This is a genomic window from Frankia sp. R82, assembly GCF_023716925.1.
Classification (GTDB): Bacteria; Actinomycetota; Actinomycetes; order Frankiales; family Frankiaceae; genus Frankia.
Genome location: NZ_JAMQQG010000003.1, coordinates 17,512 through 35,271, shown reverse-complemented (window position 1 = coordinate 35,271; position 17,760 = coordinate 17,512). Strand labels below are relative to the sequence as shown.

General features: G+C 70.6%; 14 protein-coding genes. 7 read left to right on the top strand and 7 right to left on the bottom strand.

Annotated features, from left to right (window positions below; genetic code table 11):
- Positions 1 to 81: 81 nt before the first annotated feature.
- From ND747_RS01485 to ND747_RS01475, 3 genes are all read right to left on the bottom strand, one after another.
- The gene (locus ND747_RS01485) at positions 82 to 1,902 is read right to left on the bottom strand and encodes a GAF domain-containing protein (protein ID WP_374216120.1); all 1,821 of its coding nucleotides are present in this window, start codon (positions 1,900 to 1,902) and stop codon (positions 82 to 84) included.
- A 208-nt stretch (positions 1,903 to 2,110) separates the two neighbouring features.
- The gene (locus ND747_RS01480; RefSeq protein WP_374216119.1) at positions 2,111 to 3,733 is read right to left on the bottom strand and encodes an AAA family ATPase; all 1,623 of its coding nucleotides are present in this window, start codon (positions 3,731 to 3,733) and stop codon (positions 2,111 to 2,113) included.
- A 91-nt stretch (positions 3,734 to 3,824) separates the two neighbouring features.
- Positions 3,825 to 4,739 carry a PP2C family protein-serine/threonine phosphatase gene (locus ND747_RS01475; protein WP_251731101.1) on the bottom strand — a complete coding sequence of 305 codons (915 nt, stop codon included), beginning with the start codon at positions 4,737 to 4,739 and terminating at the stop codon, positions 3,825 to 3,827.
- A gap of 429 nt (positions 4,740 to 5,168) precedes the next feature.
- Here ND747_RS01475 and ND747_RS01470 point away from each other — a divergent pair, with 429 nt between their 5' ends.
- Both ND747_RS01470 and ND747_RS01465 read left to right on the top strand, forming a co-directional pair.
- A complete protein-coding gene (locus ND747_RS01470; protein WP_251731100.1) occupies positions 5,169 to 5,453 on the top strand; it encodes a hypothetical protein in 285 nt (94 codons plus the stop codon).
- Positions 5,432 to 6,070 (top strand): CBS domain-containing protein, encoded by a 639-nt coding sequence (locus ND747_RS01465; RefSeq protein WP_251731099.1) that lies wholly within the window; start codon positions 5,432 to 5,434, stop codon positions 6,068 to 6,070. Before ND747_RS01470 ends, ND747_RS01465 begins: the two co-directional genes overlap by 22 nt.
- Positions 6,071 to 6,347: 277 nt before the next feature.
- Here ND747_RS01465 and ND747_RS01460 read toward each other — a convergent pair whose 3' ends face one another.
- Positions 6,348 to 7,367, bottom strand: a complete 1,020-nt coding sequence (locus tag ND747_RS01460; protein ID WP_251731098.1) for a nitroreductase — start codon at positions 7,365 to 7,367, stop codon at positions 6,348 to 6,350.
- A 436-nt stretch (positions 7,368 to 7,803) separates the two neighbouring features.
- Between ND747_RS01460 and ND747_RS01455 the strand changes: the two genes are divergently transcribed.
- Positions 7,804 to 8,667, top strand: coding sequence for a universal stress protein (locus ND747_RS01455; protein WP_251731097.1), 864 nt, complete (start codon positions 7,804 to 7,806; stop codon positions 8,665 to 8,667).
- 28 nt (positions 8,668 to 8,695) lie between these two features.
- On the opposite strand, the gene ND747_RS01450 is transcribed toward ND747_RS01455, so the two are convergent.
- Entirely contained in the window at positions 8,696 to 10,021 is a 1,326-nt protein-coding gene (locus ND747_RS01450) for an acetyl-CoA hydrolase/transferase family protein (protein ID WP_251731096.1), read from the bottom strand.
- Between the two features lie 33 nt (positions 10,022 to 10,054).
- A complete protein-coding gene (locus tag ND747_RS01445) occupies positions 10,055 to 11,698 on the bottom strand; it encodes an MFS transporter (RefSeq protein ID WP_251731095.1) in 1,644 nt (547 codons plus the stop codon).
- Positions 11,699 to 11,767: 69 nt separating this feature from the next.
- Here ND747_RS01445 and ND747_RS01440 point away from each other — a divergent pair, with 69 nt between their 5' ends.
- The 3 genes from ND747_RS01440 (at position 11,768) to ND747_RS01430 (ending at position 14,093) form a co-directional block, all read left to right on the top strand.
- On the top strand, positions 11,768 to 12,256 hold the full coding sequence (locus ND747_RS01440; protein WP_251731094.1) for a MarR family winged helix-turn-helix transcriptional regulator: 489 nt from the start codon (positions 11,768 to 11,770) through the stop codon (positions 12,254 to 12,256).
- Between the two features lie 145 nt (positions 12,257 to 12,401).
- The gene (locus tag ND747_RS01435) at positions 12,402 to 13,244 is read left to right on the top strand and encodes an SDR family oxidoreductase (RefSeq protein WP_251731093.1); all 843 of its coding nucleotides are present in this window, start codon (positions 12,402 to 12,404) and stop codon (positions 13,242 to 13,244) included.
- A gap of 45 nt (positions 13,245 to 13,289) precedes the next feature.
- Positions 13,290 to 14,093, top strand: coding sequence for a hypothetical protein (locus ND747_RS01430; RefSeq protein ID WP_251731092.1), 804 nt, complete (start codon positions 13,290 to 13,292; stop codon positions 14,091 to 14,093).
- Positions 14,094 to 14,404: 311 nt separating this feature from the next.
- Here the strand turns inward: ND747_RS01430 and ND747_RS01425 are convergent, their stop codons facing one another.
- The gene (locus ND747_RS01425) at positions 14,405 to 15,616 is read right to left on the bottom strand and encodes an alpha/beta hydrolase (RefSeq protein WP_251731091.1); all 1,212 of its coding nucleotides are present in this window, start codon (positions 15,614 to 15,616) and stop codon (positions 14,405 to 14,407) included.
- A gap of 728 nt (positions 15,617 to 16,344) precedes the next feature.
- Between ND747_RS01425 and ND747_RS01420 the strand changes: the two genes are divergently transcribed.
- Positions 16,345 to 17,463, top strand: coding sequence for an ABC transporter substrate-binding protein (locus tag ND747_RS01420; protein WP_251731090.1), 1,119 nt, complete (start codon positions 16,345 to 16,347; stop codon positions 17,461 to 17,463).
- Positions 17,464 to 17,760 lie beyond the last annotated feature (297 nt).

The window sequence follows — 17,760 nt, the reverse complement described above, 5'->3', positions numbered from 1 at the left end:
GTTAGCGGGGGCCGCCGTTAGCGGGGGCCGCCGTTCCGGGGCCGCCGTTCCGGGGCGCAGCCCGCGCAGGGGCACGGTCCGTCACAGGGGCACGGCCCAGCGCAGGTGGGTGCCGCCGCCGGCCGGCGCTGTGACGGTGAACGTGCCGCCGAGGGACTCGGCGCGGGTGCGCAGGTTGTCCAGTCCGCTGCGCCGGGTTGTTTCCGACATGCCGACACCGTCGTCGATCACCTCGATGATCAACTGATCGTCGGCGATCCGGACGGCAAGCTCGACCGAACGTGCCCGGGCGTGGCGGGTGACGTTGGACAGTGCCTCCCGCGTGACCGCATAGGCATGCTCGGCGAGGTTCGCGTCGACCACACTGTTGATCGGCCCGGTGTAGCGGACGGTCGGGACGAACCCGAGGCCGGGCCGGGCGTCGTCCACGATCTTGTCGATGGCGCCGCGTACCCCGCCGCCCCGGGCGGCGCCGGTCGGCCCGGGCCGCAGTTCGAAGATCGTCCGGCGGATGTCCCTGATGGTTGCGTCGATGTCCTCGACGTAGGTGGCGAGCCGGCCGGCGTTCGTCGGGTTCTCGTACTGGGCCAGATCCTGCAGACCGAGCGCTATGGCGAAGATGCGCTGGATGACGTGGTCGTGCAGGTCCCGGGCGATCCGCCCACGGTCGTCGGCGACCAGGAGCCGTTCGCGGTCGGCCCGGGCCTGGGCCAGTTCGAGCGCGACCGCGATATGGCCGGCGCAGGTGGCCGCCAGGTCCAGGTCGAACTCGGTGAACGCCGGCCGGCCCTGGTCTCGGCCCATCAGCAGCACGATCGCCCGCTGGTGCCGGGGGCCGGGCAGCGGCAGAACCATCAGCGAGGCCGTGTCCCTGCCCCGTTCCAGGTCGGAGGCATCGAGCTGGGGGTCGTCGACCAGAATCGGACGCCGTTCGGCCAGAGCCTGGCCGACGAGCGTGCCGTCCCTGGCGATGGCGGCTCCGAGCGGATTCGGCTCACCGGCACCGAGCGCGACCGCAAGGCGGGCTGTCCGGCCGGTCCGGTCATCATCGCCGCCCTCCTGGGTGGCCGCCGAGGCGGTCACGACCGCGCAGTACTGGGCCTCGCCGACCGCGCGCATCCGGTCGGCGACCAGTTCCAGGGGAGAGGCGGTCCCGGTTATCAACAGCCCGACGAGCTCGGCGGCGGTGCTCATCCACTGGTGCCGTGCCTGGGACTCCTGGAACAGACGGGCGTTCTCGATCGTCACCCCCGCATGGGTGGCCAGGGCCAGGACCAGCTCCTCGTCCTCCGCGGTGAACGGCTGGCCGTCGCGCCGGTCGGTCAGATAGAGATTGCCGAACACCTCGCCGCGCACGATGATCGGCACGCCGAGAAACGTGCGCATCGTCGGATGCCCCGGTGGGAAGCCGACCGCGTGCGGGTCCCGGGCGATGTCCTCGGCCCGGCGGGGCCGCGGGTCGTCGATCAGGGCGCCGAGCAGCCCCTGGCCGGTGGGCAGGTGCCCGATCCGTTCGGGTGCGCCCGGATCCATGCCGACGTGGATGAACTCCTCCAGCCGTCGGCGGTCCGGGGTGAGTACTCCGATGGCGCCGTAGTGGGCGTTCAGCAGCTCGCAGGCCGCCTCCACGATCAGCCGGAGCAGCACCGGCAGCCGCAGATCCATAGTGATCATTCGGGTGGCGCGCAACAGGCCCCGCAGCCGGCCCTGGGTGGCGAGCACGTCCTGCGCCCGTTCCACCAGCTGGGTCAGCAGGTCGTCCAGCTCGAGCCGGGCGACCGAGGGAAACGTCAGACCGGCTTCGGGAACATCCTCGCCGGGAGCTCTGGCCGCAGGCCCGGTGGGGAGAGCGGACGCGCTCACCCCACCGACGCGGACGGAATCGTTGTTACGGTCGCTCACCGGCACCCCGAGTGCATGTCGCAGCAGGACTGCGGATCGCCGATGATGATAGGGCCGCCTGCCGCCCAAGGACATGTTTGTGTGTCTTCGGACCGGGCGGGCATCGCGGTGTCGACGTCCACCGAGCGTGGCTGGGGGCGCGGAGACCGGCGGTGGTCCTCTCGCCGCAGGCGAGGACTCGGGTGATGAGGACTCGGGTGATGAGAACTCAGGTGAGGAGTCTGCGTGCGGTCCGCAGCGTCTGCGCCACCGGCGCGGTCGTGGTGACGGTGGTGGCCTCGGGCCACGGATCGGCTCTGCGGGCCAGCTCCGCCAGCACCGGGACGGTCGCGTCGGACACTCCGCCGTCACCACCCCGGGCCTCGTCCCCGCCGCTGGGGCCGTGGAGCCCGTCGAACGTGTCCATGGCGGTGCCGCTGCCGGCTGCGCGGGCGGCGAGGCGCGCGGCGATGCGGGTGCGGGCGATCTCCGGTGCCACGGCGCAGCGCAGTTCGATGAGGTCGGCGGCGGCGGCGAGGGCACAGCGCGTGGCCTGTCGCCGGTGCCTGCGGCTTCCCCAGGAGGCGTCGAGGATCACCGACTCGCCGCGTTCGAGAGCGACGCCGGCGCGGCGGATCAGCTCGGTGTAGACGGCGTCGGTCAGCTTCGCCCGGTAGATGCCCTCGCCGGGTGCGGCCGGGGCAGGGGTGGTGGCCGCCAGCCCGGCCAGCTCCTTGCGGATGACGTCGGAGCGCAGCACCGTCCAGCCCTCGGCGGCGCCCAGGCCGGCGGCCAGCGTCGACTTTCCCGATGCCGGCAGGCCGCCGAGCAGGACGAGGCGCGTGCGCCCGTGCCGCAGCCGGGACAGCGCGAGCGTGGCCAGCGCCCGGGCCTGCCCGGTGGCGTCCGCGTCTCCCTGCGCGGATCGGATGCACGCCACCTTGCAGCGGACGAAGGCCCGGTAGGCGACGTAGAAGTCCTCCAGTGACCGGGGATGGGTCTCGCCCGAGAACTCCCGGTAGGCCGACATGAAATGGTCGGCCAGGTCGCGGCGGCCGAGGCGTTCCAGGTCCATCGCCAGAAACGCCACATCGGCCAGCACGTCACCGGCGCGCAGCCGCTGGTCGAACTCCAGACAGTCCAGGACCCGCGGACCGTCATCCAGGCAGAACACGTCGTCGGCGAGGAGGTCACCGTGGCCGTCCCGGACCAGGCCGCCCTGTTGACGCTGGGCCAGCAGGGCGCCACGCCCGTCGAGGTACCGCCCGGCCAGACGGCCGATCTCGGCCACCTTCTGCGCCGGTAGCTGGTCCCCGAGAAAGGGGGCCACCCCGGCCAGCCCCTCGGCCCACAGGGCACGCAGGGTGTCCACCCCGCCGAACGCGCTGATCTGTGGCGACGTGTCACAGCGGGCATGCAGGGAGGCGATCACCCGCGCCGTGTCCCGGAGCGCACCGGTCACGTCCGCGCCCGAGGCGACCAGCGCGGACAGGCGACGCGAGGCGGGCAACCGGCGCATCACCACCATGTGGTCGCACAGCTCGCCGTCGGGCCCGGACACGTCGGCCACTCCCAGGTAGACGTCCGGTGCCAACCGCCGGTTGAGCGCCACCTCCGCCCGGCACGCCGCCAGCCGTGCCTCGCGGGTCCGGAAGTCGAGGAAACCCAGGTCCGCCGCTTTCTTGACCTTGTAAACCCGATCGCCCAGAAAGATCAGAACCGAGGTGTGCGTCTCCACCACGGCCGGCGGTGACGCGGACGCCAGGCTCATGCCGCCGGCCGGTCCGGGGTTCCCGGCCGGCACCGCGGCGGCGGGCGCCGAAGCTGTGCTCGGCACGATCTGCGTGGTCATGGGTCCAGCCTTCCCTGCTGATGAACGACCGGAACAGCCCGTGGACGTCCGATCCGCGGGTGACCATCCGCCGCCGAACCTGGGTCACCGGTCATCTCGGCACCGTCCCGTGAACGTTCGTCAGGGCCACCAGGCCGGGATCGCCCGGTGTACCACCGCCACCCATGCCGTAGCGGCGCGTGGCGCCGGCCGGGACGAAAACCTGGGCCCCACGGCGGGCCGCCGGCCGCGCAGGCCCGGGCACGACGACGGCATGACCGACTGCGGGCGCCGTCGGTCGAGCCGGCCGGGCCGCGACCCTGGCCAGTACGATCACGGCCTGGTCGTCGCGAGGCCGACCGGGGCTGTACGCGCCCACCTCGGCGAACAGCGCCGGCACGATCTGCTCGGGCGGCAGGGCGCGCAGCCGGTGGGCGAGCAGCGGTGACATCCCGAACTGGGTGCCGTGCTGGTCGCGAGCCTCGGTGATCCCGTCGGTGAACAGCGCCAGCCGGTCACCGACCGCCAGAGTCGTCGACCGGGTCGGCCACAGGTTCCGGCCGGCGAACAGATCGGACAGCACGGGTCCGCCCCCGGGCAGGACCTGCGCCGATCCGCATCCCTTGGCCCTACCGTCCTCGTCGGGCATGAACACGGGTGCCGGGTGTCCCGCGCTCGCGTACCGCACCCGGCCGGTGATCGGGTCGACGACGGCGACGAACGCGGTCGCGAACATCTCGCCCATGTCGCTGAGCGCGGCGATCTCGGTCAGCGCACGGGCGAGCACGTCGCCGGGGTCCAGGCCGCGCAGCAGTTCGCGGCGGATGGCCGAGCGCAGCACCGCGGCCAGGGCCCGTGCCTGGCCGTCGTGCCCGGCGGCGTCGCCGATGGTCACGGCGAGAGCGCCGCGGGGCAGGGCGACGACGTCGACCCAGTCCCCGCCAGCGCATCCGGGCACGGGTTCACAGCGCCACCAGGCCCGCAGCTGGGCCGGTCCCGCACCGGGGTGAGCATGTGCGCCGATCATCCGGTACTCCCGTCGGCTTGGGTCGGTCCGTGGTGGCTCTGACCTGCGTGCCACCTTGTCGGGTCCGGATGAGGTCGGACCGGGCCTGTCGGTGCCTCATGCTCCGTATCCCGGGTGCCGCGAGAAAGGGACCTTCGGCCTACGCCGACCGACCCATCCCGCCTGTGGCCTGCGGACTGTCAGGTGATCCTCATGCGTGTTCCGGCCGCGTCGCCGCCGCGTACGCATGGTCAGCATGGTCATGCGTTGCAGGTCGGCGTGCCGTTGGTCCACGGCGGGGGGGACCTCTGGTAGTCGCTGTGCACAGCGAGGAGGATCAGTGTTGGTCCCATGAGCTTCCGTGGCGCACGACGTACCCATCCCGTTGCTCCGGCTGCCGGGCATGAGGCCGCGCGGCCTCGACCGGCCGGGGGTCCGCCCGTCGGCCAGGTGACACCGATCGATGCGGCGACCCGGGCCTGCTGCTGCCCGAGCCAGCCGGTTGCCCGGGTTGTCCTGCCGCGGTCGGGCGACCGTGACGCGCAGGAGATCTTTCTGTGTGCCCATCACCTGCGCGCCAGCGCCGCCCGGCTGCGGGAGCTGGGCGCGCCGATCTACGACGAGCTCGGGCTGCCCGTGACCACCCCCGAGAAGATTTTCGTGGTTGTTCCTTCGCACGGGGCTGCCGATCGGAACGAGAAGGAAGGAGCATCATGCGCGCCGACGACGTCATGACAACCGAGGTGTACTGCGTGGGCCCGGAGACCTCGGTGAAGGAGGTGGCGACGCTGCTGCTTCGCCGGCATGTCCGCGGACTTCCGGTGGTCAACGCGGACGGCACCCTGGCGGGGATGGTCACCGAGGCGGACCTGCTCGCCATCGGCTGTGCACCGGACCCGCGCCGCCATGCCCGCCGTGATCTGATCGTGGCGGGCATGGCGGCGGACCATGTCGACGCCTCTGGTCGGTCCGAGGATCGGCGGATCGTCGCCGAGATCATGTCGACGCCTGTGGTGACGGCGAGGGCCGACGCCGACCTGGCCGATCTGGCGCGCATCATGCTGTCCCGCCATCTGACCCGGCTGCCGATCCTCGACGACCACAACCGGCTCGTCGGCCTGGTCAGTCGCCGTGACCTGGTGCGGCTGCTGGCCCGGACCGATGCGGACATCGCCGACGATGTGCGGCAGGTGCTTGTCGACTGGTGTGCCGAGGTCCCCCCGGCGATCTCGGTGGTCGACGGTGAGGTGACTCTGGCCGGGCCGGCGGCTGCCCTCCCCGACCTGCTGCTCGCCCTCATCCGCGCGATTCCCGGCGTCATCGCGGTCCACGTCCCCGCTCAGCCTCGCTAGTACCGAGTCGAAAATGACTCACCTCGGGGTGAGGCTGTCAGGGTGATCCGGCGGCCGACCTGTTGGAGCTGGTGGACGGTCTGTCCGGAAAACGTGTCTGCCGCCGGTGCCGGCGGCGTTCGTCGTTCGGGAGCACGACCGTTCGGGACCATGACCGTTCGGGAGCACGACATTGACGGACATTGACGGGAGAACCAGAAAGGCGACCAGGCCGAATAATCGGCCTGGTCGCCTTTCGTTTTCGTTCTACCGGTGGCGACCGGATGAGGTACGCCGATCAGGCCGGTGCCTGATCGGCGAGATCGAGAACCTCGGTGACCGGGCGGCGCCGGGTCGGCGGCAGCGGCTGCGCGGCCGGGTCCGGGTAGCCGATGCGAAGAATCATCTGGGCCGTTCCCATCCCGCCGGTGGCCTCGCGGACCAGCGCGCGGGTGGACTCCAGGTCGATCGCCTGGCCGAGGGGGGAGGCGGCCAGACCTGCGGCGGTCGCGACGACCAGGACCCGGGCCAACGCCCGACCGGCGTGCAGCCAGCTCGCCGGGCCGTCCCCGTCCGTGCCGAGCACGAGCACGCCGGGACGTTCGACCTGGGCTGCGTGCAGCTGCTGGCCGGCCTTGCCGACCACGTCGAAGTCGCGCAGGGAGAACTCCGACTGGCGTGGCTCCTCGCTGTCGACCACCACACCGCGGGGGACACCGTCGGTCGCGTCCGGGTCGGTGCGGCTCCAGTGGAGCAGCTCGGCCTGGTAGGCCGGGTCGTGGGTCTCGATCCAGTCCGCGTGGGCGAGCACCACCGACAGCTCCACCCGGGCCTCCCGGCTGGTCAGCGAGTCCAGCCAGCCGCCCTCCTCCTCGGCGGCCCGGCGCAGCCCGTGGATCACCTCGGCGGGCAGGTCAGCCGGGTCGAAGGGCCGCCGGTCGGTGTGCCGGTGGTGGACCGCGGTGGCAAGCGCGAGGTCCCCCGGCGCGGGTGCGCTCGCGCCGACGACCCGCAGGGTGGCCAGACGTCCACGAGAGATGTCAGGACCGTCCGGCAGCTCGTCGATCTGCACCACGAGCCCGGCCGCCCGCAGCGACACCCAGGCGTGGAACAGTGCCGCACCGCAGCTCATCACCAGCTGGCGATGGTCCGGGTCGGCGACCGGGGTCGCGCGGTCGAGGTCTGCGGAGAGCTCGAGAACGCCGTCCCGAAGGCGCCAGCGCCACGGCTGGGAATTGTGGATCGAGGGCGCCAGGATGGCGGTTTCCACCGCGGACCTGGCCAGGTCCGCGGACAGCGTCGTCGTGCTGGTGACCATGGATGTGCTCCCATCGCTGCTTCGGCAGGCACATTACGGTCGGCCCGCCGCCCGATGTCGTCTGTCCGGACACGTTCAGTATTCCCATCAGGGCGCAGTCGGACTTCCTTCCTTGGGAAGTCTGTTCGGGGGCCGATCGTCCCTCCTGCCCGGGTCGCTCGGCCCGTCCCGGAGCATCGGCACGGCCACCCGGGAGGCAAGGCGCCCGCGGCCAGACCTGCCTATGGCGAATATTTACCCCGGGACACGGCTGTTCATGTCGAAAGAGGTGAAAACGAAGCGCGCGGTTCTCCGCCTGGTAGGTAACGAGTCCTTGGTACGGAAGGACCGGGTCCAGTGGCCCGGCCGGCATTGCCGCACAGCCCTCGATCTGCGGTCGCCGCGAGACGAGGCTGTGTCCGGTACAGCAGAGATCTCGACGCGACGGAGGCAGGCGATGAGCTCAATCGTAGTGGGAGTGGACGGCTCGACCGAGGCCGAGCAGGCGTTGCGGTGGGCCATGCAGGAGGCGCGGGTGCGTGGCGCCACGGTGACCGCCCTGCTGGCCTGGTCGCCCGGGGACGCGCCGGTCTCCGTCGCCGGGATGACCGTCGGCTCCGGTCAGCACGAAGCCGAGACCACGGCCCGGCGGGTGCTGGAAACGGCCGTCCGTAACACGGTCGACCCGCGCTGCCCGGTACCGGTGGTCGAACGGGTGGAACCGCAGTATCCCCCGGACGCGCTGCTGGCCGCCGCGGGTGCGGCCGACCTGCTGGTGGTCGGCCGGCATGGGGCGGGCCGGTTGCGCCACATCCTGATGGGTTCCGTCTCGGCCGCCTGTGTGCACGGGGCCACCACGCCGGTCGTCGTGGTGCGTGCCGGTCAGGTGCGCACGAGCGGTCCGGTCGTCGTGGGCGTGGATGGTTCGGCCACGTCGGTCGAGGCGCTGCGCTGGGCCGCGCAGGAGGCCCGTCTGCGGGGCGCGGTGCTGCGGGTGGTGCACGCCTGGGCACCGGTCCCGGTGGGTTATCCCACCGTGTACGTCGGGGTGGACTTCGAGGCCTCGGAGAAGGCCGCCCGCGCGGTGCTCGACGCCTGCCTGGACGCGGGGATCGGCGAACGCGGCTCCCTGGTCGTCGAGGACATGCTGGTCACCGATGGCGCCACCCACGCGTTGCTGAGCGCCGCCGAGGACGCCCAACTACTCGTCGTCGGGTCCCGCGGCCGCGGCGGCTTCGCCGAACTGCTGCTCGGTTCGGTCACCCACCAGTGCCTGCACCACACCCCGTGCCCGGTCGCCGTCATCCCTGCCGTGGCATAGCCCGCAGCGGTGTGCCGGCGTGGCGCGTTCAGCCCTCCGGTCCGCGTACGGCCCGCCGCGACGGACTGGTCTGCGGACCGGAGCGCGCAGCCGGGGACCAGCGCTCGACCTCGCTGGTGAGCTCCTCACGGGCTCGCGGATCGGCGACCTGGGACACCAGTACCTGTGCCTGCCCCTGCAGGCTCTGCCCCCACAGCGCCGCGGTTCCGTGTTCGCTGACGATGTGGCTGTGCTGGAAGCTGGTCGTCGGCTCGCGCAGGGATGCCACGACCGTCGAGGCGTCCGATTTGGCGTGCCAGCTCGGCAACGCGATCACCGCCCGCCCGCCCGGTGCGTGCAGGGCGCCGGCGACGAAGTCGGGCTGGCCACCGAAGCCCGACCAGATCCGCCCCCGCACATAGGACGCGTTCGCCTGGGCGTGCAGATCGACCTGCAGCGCGGTGTTGATGGAGGTCATCGCTGGCCGGCGGGCGATCCGCCCCGGATCGTTGACGGTCTCGGTCCGCAGCAGCCGCACCCGCGGATTGCGATCCACCCAGCGATACAGCTGCGCCGATCCGAACAGGAAGCTCGTCACGAGCTCGGTATCGGGGTCGAGCGCACCGGCGTGTTCGAGCGCCAGCACGCCGTCGGAGCAGGTCTCCGTCCACACCCGTAGGCCACGCCGGTCGGACAGCGCGGCGAGCACGGCGTTCGGCACTGCCCCGATCCCCAGCTGCAGGGTCGCGCCGTCACCCACCAGCGCCGCGACCCGCGCTCCGATCGCCTGCATCACCGCGTCGCCAGCCCGGACGGCCGGATGCGCCAACGGCTGCTGCGCCTCGACGGCCAGATCCACATCGTCGACGGACAGCTCACCGTCGCCGAACGTGTAGGGCATGTCCGGATTGAGCTGGGCGACGACCAGGCCACCGCTGGCGCGGGCCGCCTCGATGGCCGCCGGCAGAATGTTGACCTCCGTGCCGAGCGAGACCCGACCGTGCACCGGCGGACTCGTGTGCACCACCACCACATCGGGGCGGTACGGCCCGGCGAACAGCCGGGGCACCAGACTCAGCCGACAGGGCACGTACTCCAGCGTCGCGAGCCCCCGCGCACCGGGACCGACGAACGGTGTCACCTGTGACACCCCTGGACGGGCGGGCAGACCTGCCTGGGGATTCAGCACGAACAGCCGGTAGGCGGCGACGGTCTCGTCGACGACACCCAGCACGACATCCGGACTCGCGAAGTTTCCCGACGCCACGACCACCGGTCGACGGTCCCCTGGATGATCTGCGCGGCTGCCATCGCCGTGGCCGGCGAGACGAGCCGCGATCATCCTGGCGAGCAGGGACGTACTGACAGTCCTCATTCTGACAATTGTCGCGGAAGGACACCGCGGTGCTCAGTCCTTGGCGGGTAGGTCGTGGTCGGCGATGGACGGCTGCTGGGCCGGGATGGCGACCGGCGCCTCGGATGCCACCTCGTTGGGTGCCGTGCCGTCGAGCACGGTCCGCTCGGTGCCGGGCACCCCGTCGAGCGCCAGGCCATCGAGCGCCAGACCGTCGAGTGCCAAGCCGTCGAGTGCTGTCTCGTCGGGCCGGTGAACGGGGCTGGCCGCCGGGTTCAGCCGGCCCGGACGCAGCAGAACGAACGAGAGCAACAGGGCGAAGACCACGAAACCGGCTCCGACGAACATGCCGAACGCACTGCCGGAGGCGAAGGCCCACAGAGGGTCGTGGCCGCTGGCGACCAGGTTTTCGGTCCGGTTGTTGGCCAGGGTGCCCAGGATCGCGAGGGCGACCGCGCCGGAGATCTGCATGGTCACGTTCACGATGCCGGAGGCGAGGCCCGCGTCGGCGGGCGGGACGTCCTTCATGGCGATCGTCAGCAGGGGGAGGAACGTCAGGCCGGCGCCGAGCCCCACGCCGAGCAGGCCGATGAACGGCCAGGGGAAGTAGCCGCCACTGCTGTAGCCCTCGGACCAGCCGAGCAGCACCAGGCTGCCGATCAGCAGCATCAGCCCGATGACGAGGACCGCGCGTGCGCCCAGGCGGGTCATCAGGCCGGTGGTGACGCCGAGGGACAAAAGCATGATCACGATGCTCTGTGGGAGGAACGCCAGTCCCGTCTCGATCGCGTTGTAGTGCAGCACCCGCTGCAGGAACAGCGTGCCGAAGAAGAAGACCGCGAACACCCCGCCGATGGCGGCGGAACGTACAACGGCGGATCCGACCAGGGCGCGCTGGCGCAGAATGCGCGGCGGGACGATCGGGTTGGCCACCCGTGACTCCCAGCCGACGAACGCGGCGAGAAGCGCGACGGCCACCCCCACGGCGAGGAGCGTGCGGGTGGAGAACCAGCCGTGGTCGGCCGCGCCGACGATCCCGGTGATCCCGATGATCGCGGCAGCCGTCACCATCACGGCGCCGAGTACGTCCAGCCCGCCGGTACCGGTGCCGGGTCGGGACGGAATCAGCCGCAGGCCCGCGACCAGCGAGGCGAGACCGATCGGAATGTTGATCGCGAAGATCCAGTGCCAGCTGAGCACCTGGGTGAGCAGGCCGCCGAGCAGCAGGCCGATCGAGCCGCCACCCACCGTGATGATCATGTAGTAGTTCATCGCCCGGCCGCGTTCCGCGCCCGCGGGGAAATCGGTGACGATGAACGCGAGTGCTGCCGCCGACGCCAGCGCGCCGCCGATGCCCTGGGTGAAACGGGCGGCGATGAGAATCTCCTGGCTCGACGCGAGGCCGCAGGCCGCGGAGGCTGCCGTGAAGGTCGCCATACCGGCCAGAAAGACGACCTTGCGCCCGATCAGGTCGCCGAGTCGACCGGTCACCAGCAGCAGGCTGCCATAGCTGATGAGGTACGCGTTGACGACCCAGGTCAGCTTTGCCTGGCTGATCCCCAGATCCTCCTGAATGGCGGGCAGCGCCACATTCAGGACATTACCGTCCAGAATGATCACTAGTTGGGAGGTGAGCACGGCGACCAGGGCCAGCCATCGGCGGGTATGGGCGGCATGCACTACTTCGGCCTCAGGCATGGATAGTCACTCTAAAGGTGACTATCAGAGGTGGTGTAGAAAATGAGGGGAGAGTAACGTCATCCGATCATGACCGCCACCCCCGGCTCGACCAACAGCCGTGACCTGGCCAGCAGCGGTGACCCGGGTGCCCTGCTGGGCGACGCCGGCACCCTGGTCCTGCTGACCCGACTGTCCCGCCGGGTCTACCGTGCGGCCGGTGACGGCGTCCTGGGCATGACGATGAAGGCGTTTCTCCTGCTCAACCACGTCCGTGAGGAGTCGGGAGTCCCGCAGCGGTGGCTGTCGGACGCGCTGTGCATCGATGCGAACAACACCGTCCTACTGCTGAACGAGGCGGAACGGGCCGGGTGGGTGGAACGGCGGCGGGACCCGGTCGACCGGCGCCACCATCTCGTCCAGCGCACCGTCGAGGGCACCAAAGCGCTACGGGCGGCCGAACATGCCATGGGCGGCGTGCAGGACGCCGTCCTCGACCGGCTCACCCTGACCCAACGGCGCCTGCTGCACGACCTGCTCTGCGCTGCCCTCATCGACCACGAGGGCCCCGTCGCCTGAGCCCCGGGAACCGGTCGCGTTCGGCGGCACCGGCTGAAAGAGTAGGCAGGTCGAGGCAGTTGCCCGCGGCCCGAGTGACCCCGGCGCTGTCCGGCCACCGGCCATCGACCACCGACCATCGACCATCGACCTACCAGGGAGCGGTATGCAATCGGCCATCATCACCGGCGGAGCCGGCGGCATGGGTCTGGCGACCGCGAAGATCCTCGGCCGCGACCATCGGGTCGTCCTCGCGGACCTCGACCAGCAGCGGCTGGACGCCGCGGTCGCCGAGCTGGCCCAGCTCGGTTTCGACGCGGACGGGGTGGTGTGCGACATCACCGACCGCTCCTCCGTCGATGCCCTGTTCGCCCGTGCCCAGGCGGGCGGGGAGCTGCGGGCAGTCGTGCACGCCGCCGGGGTCAGCCCCCAGATGGGCTCGCCCGAGTTCATCGTGCGGATCAACGCCGTCGGCACCATCCACCTGACCGAGGCCGCGCTGGCCGTCGCCTCCCCGGGGTTCGCCCTGGTCAACGTCGCCTCCCTGGCCGGGCACACGCTGCCGAAACTCCTCGTGCCCACCCGCGCCTACCGGCTGGCGCTGACCGGCGACACCACTCGGTTGGTCAGCAAGCTCACGGCCGCCGCCAAGCGTGGCCCGAAGTCGCAACGTGCTGGTCTCGCCTATTCCGTGAGCAAGGCCTTCGTCATCTGGTACTCGCGGCAGCTGGCCGCGCGCTTCGGGGCGAAGGAGGCCCGGATCCTGTCCGTCTCGCCGGGCAGTTTCGACACCGCGATGGGTCGGCTGGAAAAGAAGAGCGGTTCGGAGAAAATGCTCGACTTTGCGGCGTTGAAGAGGTTCGGTACGCCTGAGGAGATCGCGGAGGTGTTGGCGTTCTGCGCCGGCACCCGCCCCGGCTACCTCACCGGTACCGACATTCTCTGCGACGGCGGCACCAAGGCCGGAGTCACCCTGCGGGGCATGCTCGCCCTCGGCCGGAAGGACTGAGCGAACCAGTCGCGCGCAACCACCCGGGCCGGGTGCCCGGGCGGCGTGGCCGGGCCCGCCGTCGGGCTGCGCACCCCACCACCGTCGGTGGGGTGCGAGGCTGGCGAGATGAGCGGATGGTGGGAGCGGAACATCGCGGAGCCCGGAAAAGAACCGTTGCTGCTGTGCCTGGTGGCGTTTCTGGTGACATTCCTGGTGACCCGGACGATCGTGCGGCTCATCAGAGCCGGGCGCGGCCCTTTCCGTAACGTCTCGGCCGGGGGGATGCATGTGCACCATGTCGTGCCGGGCACGCTTGCGCTGATCAGCGGGGGGCTGCTGGCAGTCGGAGCTCCGGCGCACGCGCCCTGGCGGGAGATCGCGGGAGTGGTGGTCGGGATCGGCGCGGCGTTGGTGCTCGACGAGTTCGCCCTGATTCTGCACCTGGAGGACGTCTACTGGGAGCAGGCCGGGCGGGCGTCGGTCAACGCGGTGCTGCTCGCCGCCGGAATCATGGGCTGTGTTCTGCTGGGTTTCTCTCCGCTTGGCGTGGACGATGTCCGGCAGCAGGAACTGGCATTTCGGATGTTCCTGGTGGCGGACATCGTGGCCGGCATGCTGCTGGTGGCCGTCTCGCTGCTGAAGGGCAAGTACGGAATGGCGCTGCTGGGTATCTTCCTGATTCCACTGGCCGCGATCGGTAGTGTTCGTCTCGCCCGGCCGAACTCGCCCTGGGATCACTGGTTCTACGGCCGGTCCCCGACGAAGGCGGCGCGGGCCGCGCAACGGGAGGCCACGGCACCGCCGCTGGTCGTCCGCATCCGCACGAAGGCCGAGAACCTGCTCGCCGGCGCGCCCAACCCGAGGTAGGGCCAGGCGGCGCCGGCAATCTTCCGACGTGGTTCTCCGGACCGGTCCGTGGGCTCAGCGGTCAGGCGTGACCATGCCCGACCCGGTGGCGAAGAACGCGCCCCACCGCGGCTTGTGCATCGCCCGTTCGTTCGGCCCATGGACGCCGCCGGCCCGGCGCCCACCGCCCTGTGCGTCTGACGTGACCGGATTCGGGCAGTTCCTCACTGGCGGGGCGACATCGTCGACCTCGTGGTGGCAGCCGTTATCGGTACCGCCTGCCCCGTCGTCGTGACGGCTGACACCCTCACCCCGCTGATCGCGCCAGCGGGTCAGTCGGGGAGGCGGTCGAGGATCCAGGCGCCGATCTCCTCGGTGAGGGCGCTGTGCGGCGTCGGGGTGGACGAGGTGAGGAAGTCGTCGAGCTGGCTGTCCTCGGGGGGCAGGCTGGTGATGTCGGCGTAGAGATCGTCGTTGGTCTCGATGCCGCGGATCGCGACGGCGCTGGGTGTCGGCACGAAACCGATCGAGCGGTGGGAGACGTCGACGTTCTCGCCGGCGTCCTTCAGGGTGTCCGCGAGAATGCCGAACGAGTCGAGGGTGCCACCGGGCGCACCGTCGATGTCGGGGAAGTCGTCGGTGCGGACGGTGACCTCGCCGAGCAGGCCGCGCAGCTCCGCGACCACGCGGTCGCGCCCGCCGGCCTGGGTGAGCAGCCGGGTGTCGGTCAGGTATGGGCCGTTGCTGCGCAGCGCCTCGACGCCGGGCGGCACCCCGTTGCGGCGGCCGTCACCGACGCCGTTCGCGACCCCGAGCAGACGCGGAATCCGGGGCCAGTCACCGACCCGGTGCAGCTGCTCCAGCAGCTCGGTGCGGGCCTGGTCCTGGGCGGGAACCGCGGTCGGCTCCTCGATGTGGCGCCACAGCAGCTGGCGGGCGGCCGGGCTGTTGAGCTGCTGGGACAGTGCGTCGTTCACGGGGGCGAGGTGGTGGGCGATCGCCTGCAGGGCGATCGGCACGGACGCGCCCAGGTGCGGGCTGTCGATCGACAGGTAGACCGCGGTCTGGTGGTCGATACGCTCCAGCTCCGACCTGGCCAGCGCGTAGCGGGTGACGATGCCGCCCATGCTGAATCCGCCGACCACCAGCCGGGCGTCACCGAGACGTTCCGCGATGGCGCGCTGGATCGCGGCCGTGGCCGCTCGGGCATTGTTCAGAATGGAGGCGGAACGCTCGTCGAAACCGATTAGAATCAGATCACGACCGCGCTCGCGCAGCCGACTGGCGAACCGGTGCGGCGCGCCGTCGACGTGCTCCCAGAAAGCATCGAAATCCGTCGGTCCGGAATTAAAGCCATCCGAAAGCAGCACCGGGCGGGTCACGCCACGGTTGCCCTGGCCGTAGTAGACCCGTGCCGTTCCGCCCGGAAGCGGCCATTCGTCATCCGCAGCCTGCGCCGGCCGGGCCGGGCGTTCCCCCGCCGCGGTGACCAGCCCGATCGGCCCGATCGCCTGCCGGGCGCGCTCGAGATCCTGATTCGCCATCCTGTGTCCTCTCACCGTTCCCCACCCACTTCTCTTCGCGTGCGAGTGGCTACGGAAAGTATTAACCCGGTTTTCGGTCGATGCCGGGCAGGTATCGGCCGGCCGTGTGTCGTCGGCCGTCCGCGTGAACTCGTTGATCGTCAGGCGAGGCGTCGAGGCGGCCCGGGCTTCGGATGCGGCCGGTGACCGTTCGGAGAGTGACGGTGATTCGCGCCCCCAGGCACGGTGCGGAGCTGGTTAATGTGCCGCAGATCCTGCCAAACTTGCGGACAGATACCGAGGAAGCGGAATATCTTGACGGCTGAGTCCGCATCCGCGGAGATCGGTGCACGGGTGTCACCTGGCGAGGAAGTCGGTCACTTCCTGTGCATGTGGCTCCATCCATCTCTGCCGCGTGGCCGGGGTTGGCGCGCGGTCCCGTGCCAGACCCGACCAGAACCGAACCGGTGTTCTCCGGACGCTCCCGGCCAGGAAGCAACCGGACGTCCGGCGCTGCCCTCCGGCGTCGGCTGTTCGGGGTCGGCCGTCCGGCTTTGGCCGTTCGGCGTTGACCGGCGGGACGGAAGCTGTCACCGAACTCCCCGGTGTGGTCCTGCGGGGTGCGGCCCTTGGGACAGCCGCAGCTCAGCGCGTCGCAGATCGCGGTGGTGGGCCCGGAACGCCTCGGCCACCCGCCGCCTGTTCGCGCGCCCTTCCATCAGACGACTGTTATGGGGACCACGGAACACATGCCAGCCACACACCAGCGCAGAAACCCGTTCGCCGCCGTGCTCGCCGCCCTGGTCGCGGCTCTGATCGCACTCGTCACGCTCACCGCCTGCGGCAGCGATTCCGACGGCGACTCCGCCACGCCCACGGCGGCGGCCACCTCGGCCACGCCGACGACGCACGAGGTCGTCGACATGGGCGGTCGGCACGTCACCGTGCCGACCCATCCGAACCGGATCGTCACCAACTATCCGGCCGTCACCCAGATCATCTTCATGCTCGGTGGGATCGAGCGGGTCGTCGGTGTGCCGCTGAGCAACCTGACGACCCTGCCGTTGTTCAAGAAGATCTACCCGCCGCTGGCGCAGAAGAAGGCGGTGTTCGGTGCTGACACCACCACCGTCAACACCGAGACCCTGCTCGCGCAGAAGCCCGACCTGGTGGTGTTGACCTCCGGTAACCAGGCGCTGGTGAAGAAGATCACCGATCTGGGTGTGCCGGTGGTCCAGATCGCCTCCTTCCCGGACTACAAGAAGCTCGACGACGGCGTCACCTTTCTCGCCGACGTGCTCGGTGGCGACGCGCCCAAGCGGGCCCAGCAGTACGTCGAATACGTCGACGGCAATGTCGCCACCATCAACAAGGGTCTTGCGAGCCTGCCGTCGACCGATCGGCCGAAGCTCTACTACACCGCCAACAGCCCGCTCAACACCGAGGGCGGCGGCTCCATCATCGACAACTGGTCGACCCTCGCCGGCGGCGTCAACGTCGCCACCGCGCACGGCGTCACCGGCACCATGAAGGACGTCTCGGCCGAGTCGATCGTCCAGTGGGACCCGGAGTACGTCTTTTGTCGGGACGCCTCGTCCTGCCGGGCGATCGAGGCCGACCCGCGCTGGTCGTCGGTCTCCGCGGTGCGCAACAAGCACCTCATCGTCAACCCGCGGGGCGTGTTCGTCTGGGCCGCGCGCAGCGCCGAGGAGGCCCTGCAGCCGATCTTCGTGGCCAAGACCCTGCACCCCGCGCAGTTCACCGACGTCAGCGTCGAGCAGGAGATCAAGGAGTTCTATCAGACCTTCTACTCCTACAAGCTGACCGACGCCGAGGTCACCGGCATCCTCCACCCGACGCAGCCCTGACCTCACCCGTCGACCTCGCTCGTTCACCTCGGGCGTTCATCTCGGACGTGTACCGGCTCCCGACCAGCTCGGTCGGGAGCCGGTACGGCGGCCCGTCAGCGGTGCGGTCGTTGATGTCGTGAACGGGCGTCCGGGACCGACCTCGCGCTGTGCGGAACCCGATCACCCCCGGTACCCAGCTGACGGGTCCCGCGGGGTCCCGAGGGGTCCCGATAACGTTCACCTGTCGGTCGGCGACGGAGAACCTCGGTGCTGGTGTCGCATCGCTGCCGCCGATGATCGATCATCGGCGGCCGG

Excerpts from the sequence above, each read along its gene's own strand:
- ND747_RS01420 (WP_251731090.1), top strand. The coding sequence starts at position 16,345 with ATGCCAGCCACACACCAGCGCAGAAACCCGTTCGCCGCCGTGCTCGCC.
- ND747_RS01435 (WP_251731093.1), top strand. The coding sequence starts at position 12,402 with ATGCAATCGGCCATCATCACCGGCGGAGCCGGCGGCATGGGTCTGGCG.
- ND747_RS01445 (WP_251731095.1), bottom strand. The coding sequence starts at position 11,698 with ATGCCTGAGGCCGAAGTAGTGCATGCCGCCCATACCCGCCGATGGCTG.
- ND747_RS01455 (WP_251731097.1), top strand. The coding sequence starts at position 7,804 with ATGAGCTCAATCGTAGTGGGAGTGGACGGCTCGACCGAGGCCGAGCAG.
- ND747_RS01450 (WP_251731096.1), bottom strand. The coding sequence starts at position 10,021 with ATGAGGACTGTCAGTACGTCCCTGCTCGCCAGGATGATCGCGGCTCGT.
- ND747_RS01425 (WP_251731091.1), bottom strand. The coding sequence starts at position 15,616 with ATGGCGAATCAGGATCTCGAGCGCGCCCGGCAGGCGATCGGGCCGATC.
- ND747_RS01480 (WP_374216119.1), bottom strand. The coding sequence starts at position 3,733 with ATGACCACGCAGATCGTGCCGAGCACAGCTTCGGCGCCCGCCGCCGCG.
- ND747_RS01475 (WP_251731101.1), bottom strand. The coding sequence starts at position 4,739 with ATGATCGGCGCACATGCTCACCCCGGTGCGGGACCGGCCCAGCTGCGG.
- ND747_RS01460 (WP_251731098.1), bottom strand. The coding sequence starts at position 7,367 with ATGGTCACCAGCACGACGACGCTGTCCGCGGACCTGGCCAGGTCCGCG.
- ND747_RS01440 (WP_251731094.1), top strand. The coding sequence starts at position 11,768 with ATGACCGCCACCCCCGGCTCGACCAACAGCCGTGACCTGGCCAGCAGC.
- ND747_RS01465 (WP_251731099.1), top strand. The coding sequence starts at position 5,432 with ATGCGCGCCGACGACGTCATGACAACCGAGGTGTACTGCGTGGGCCCG.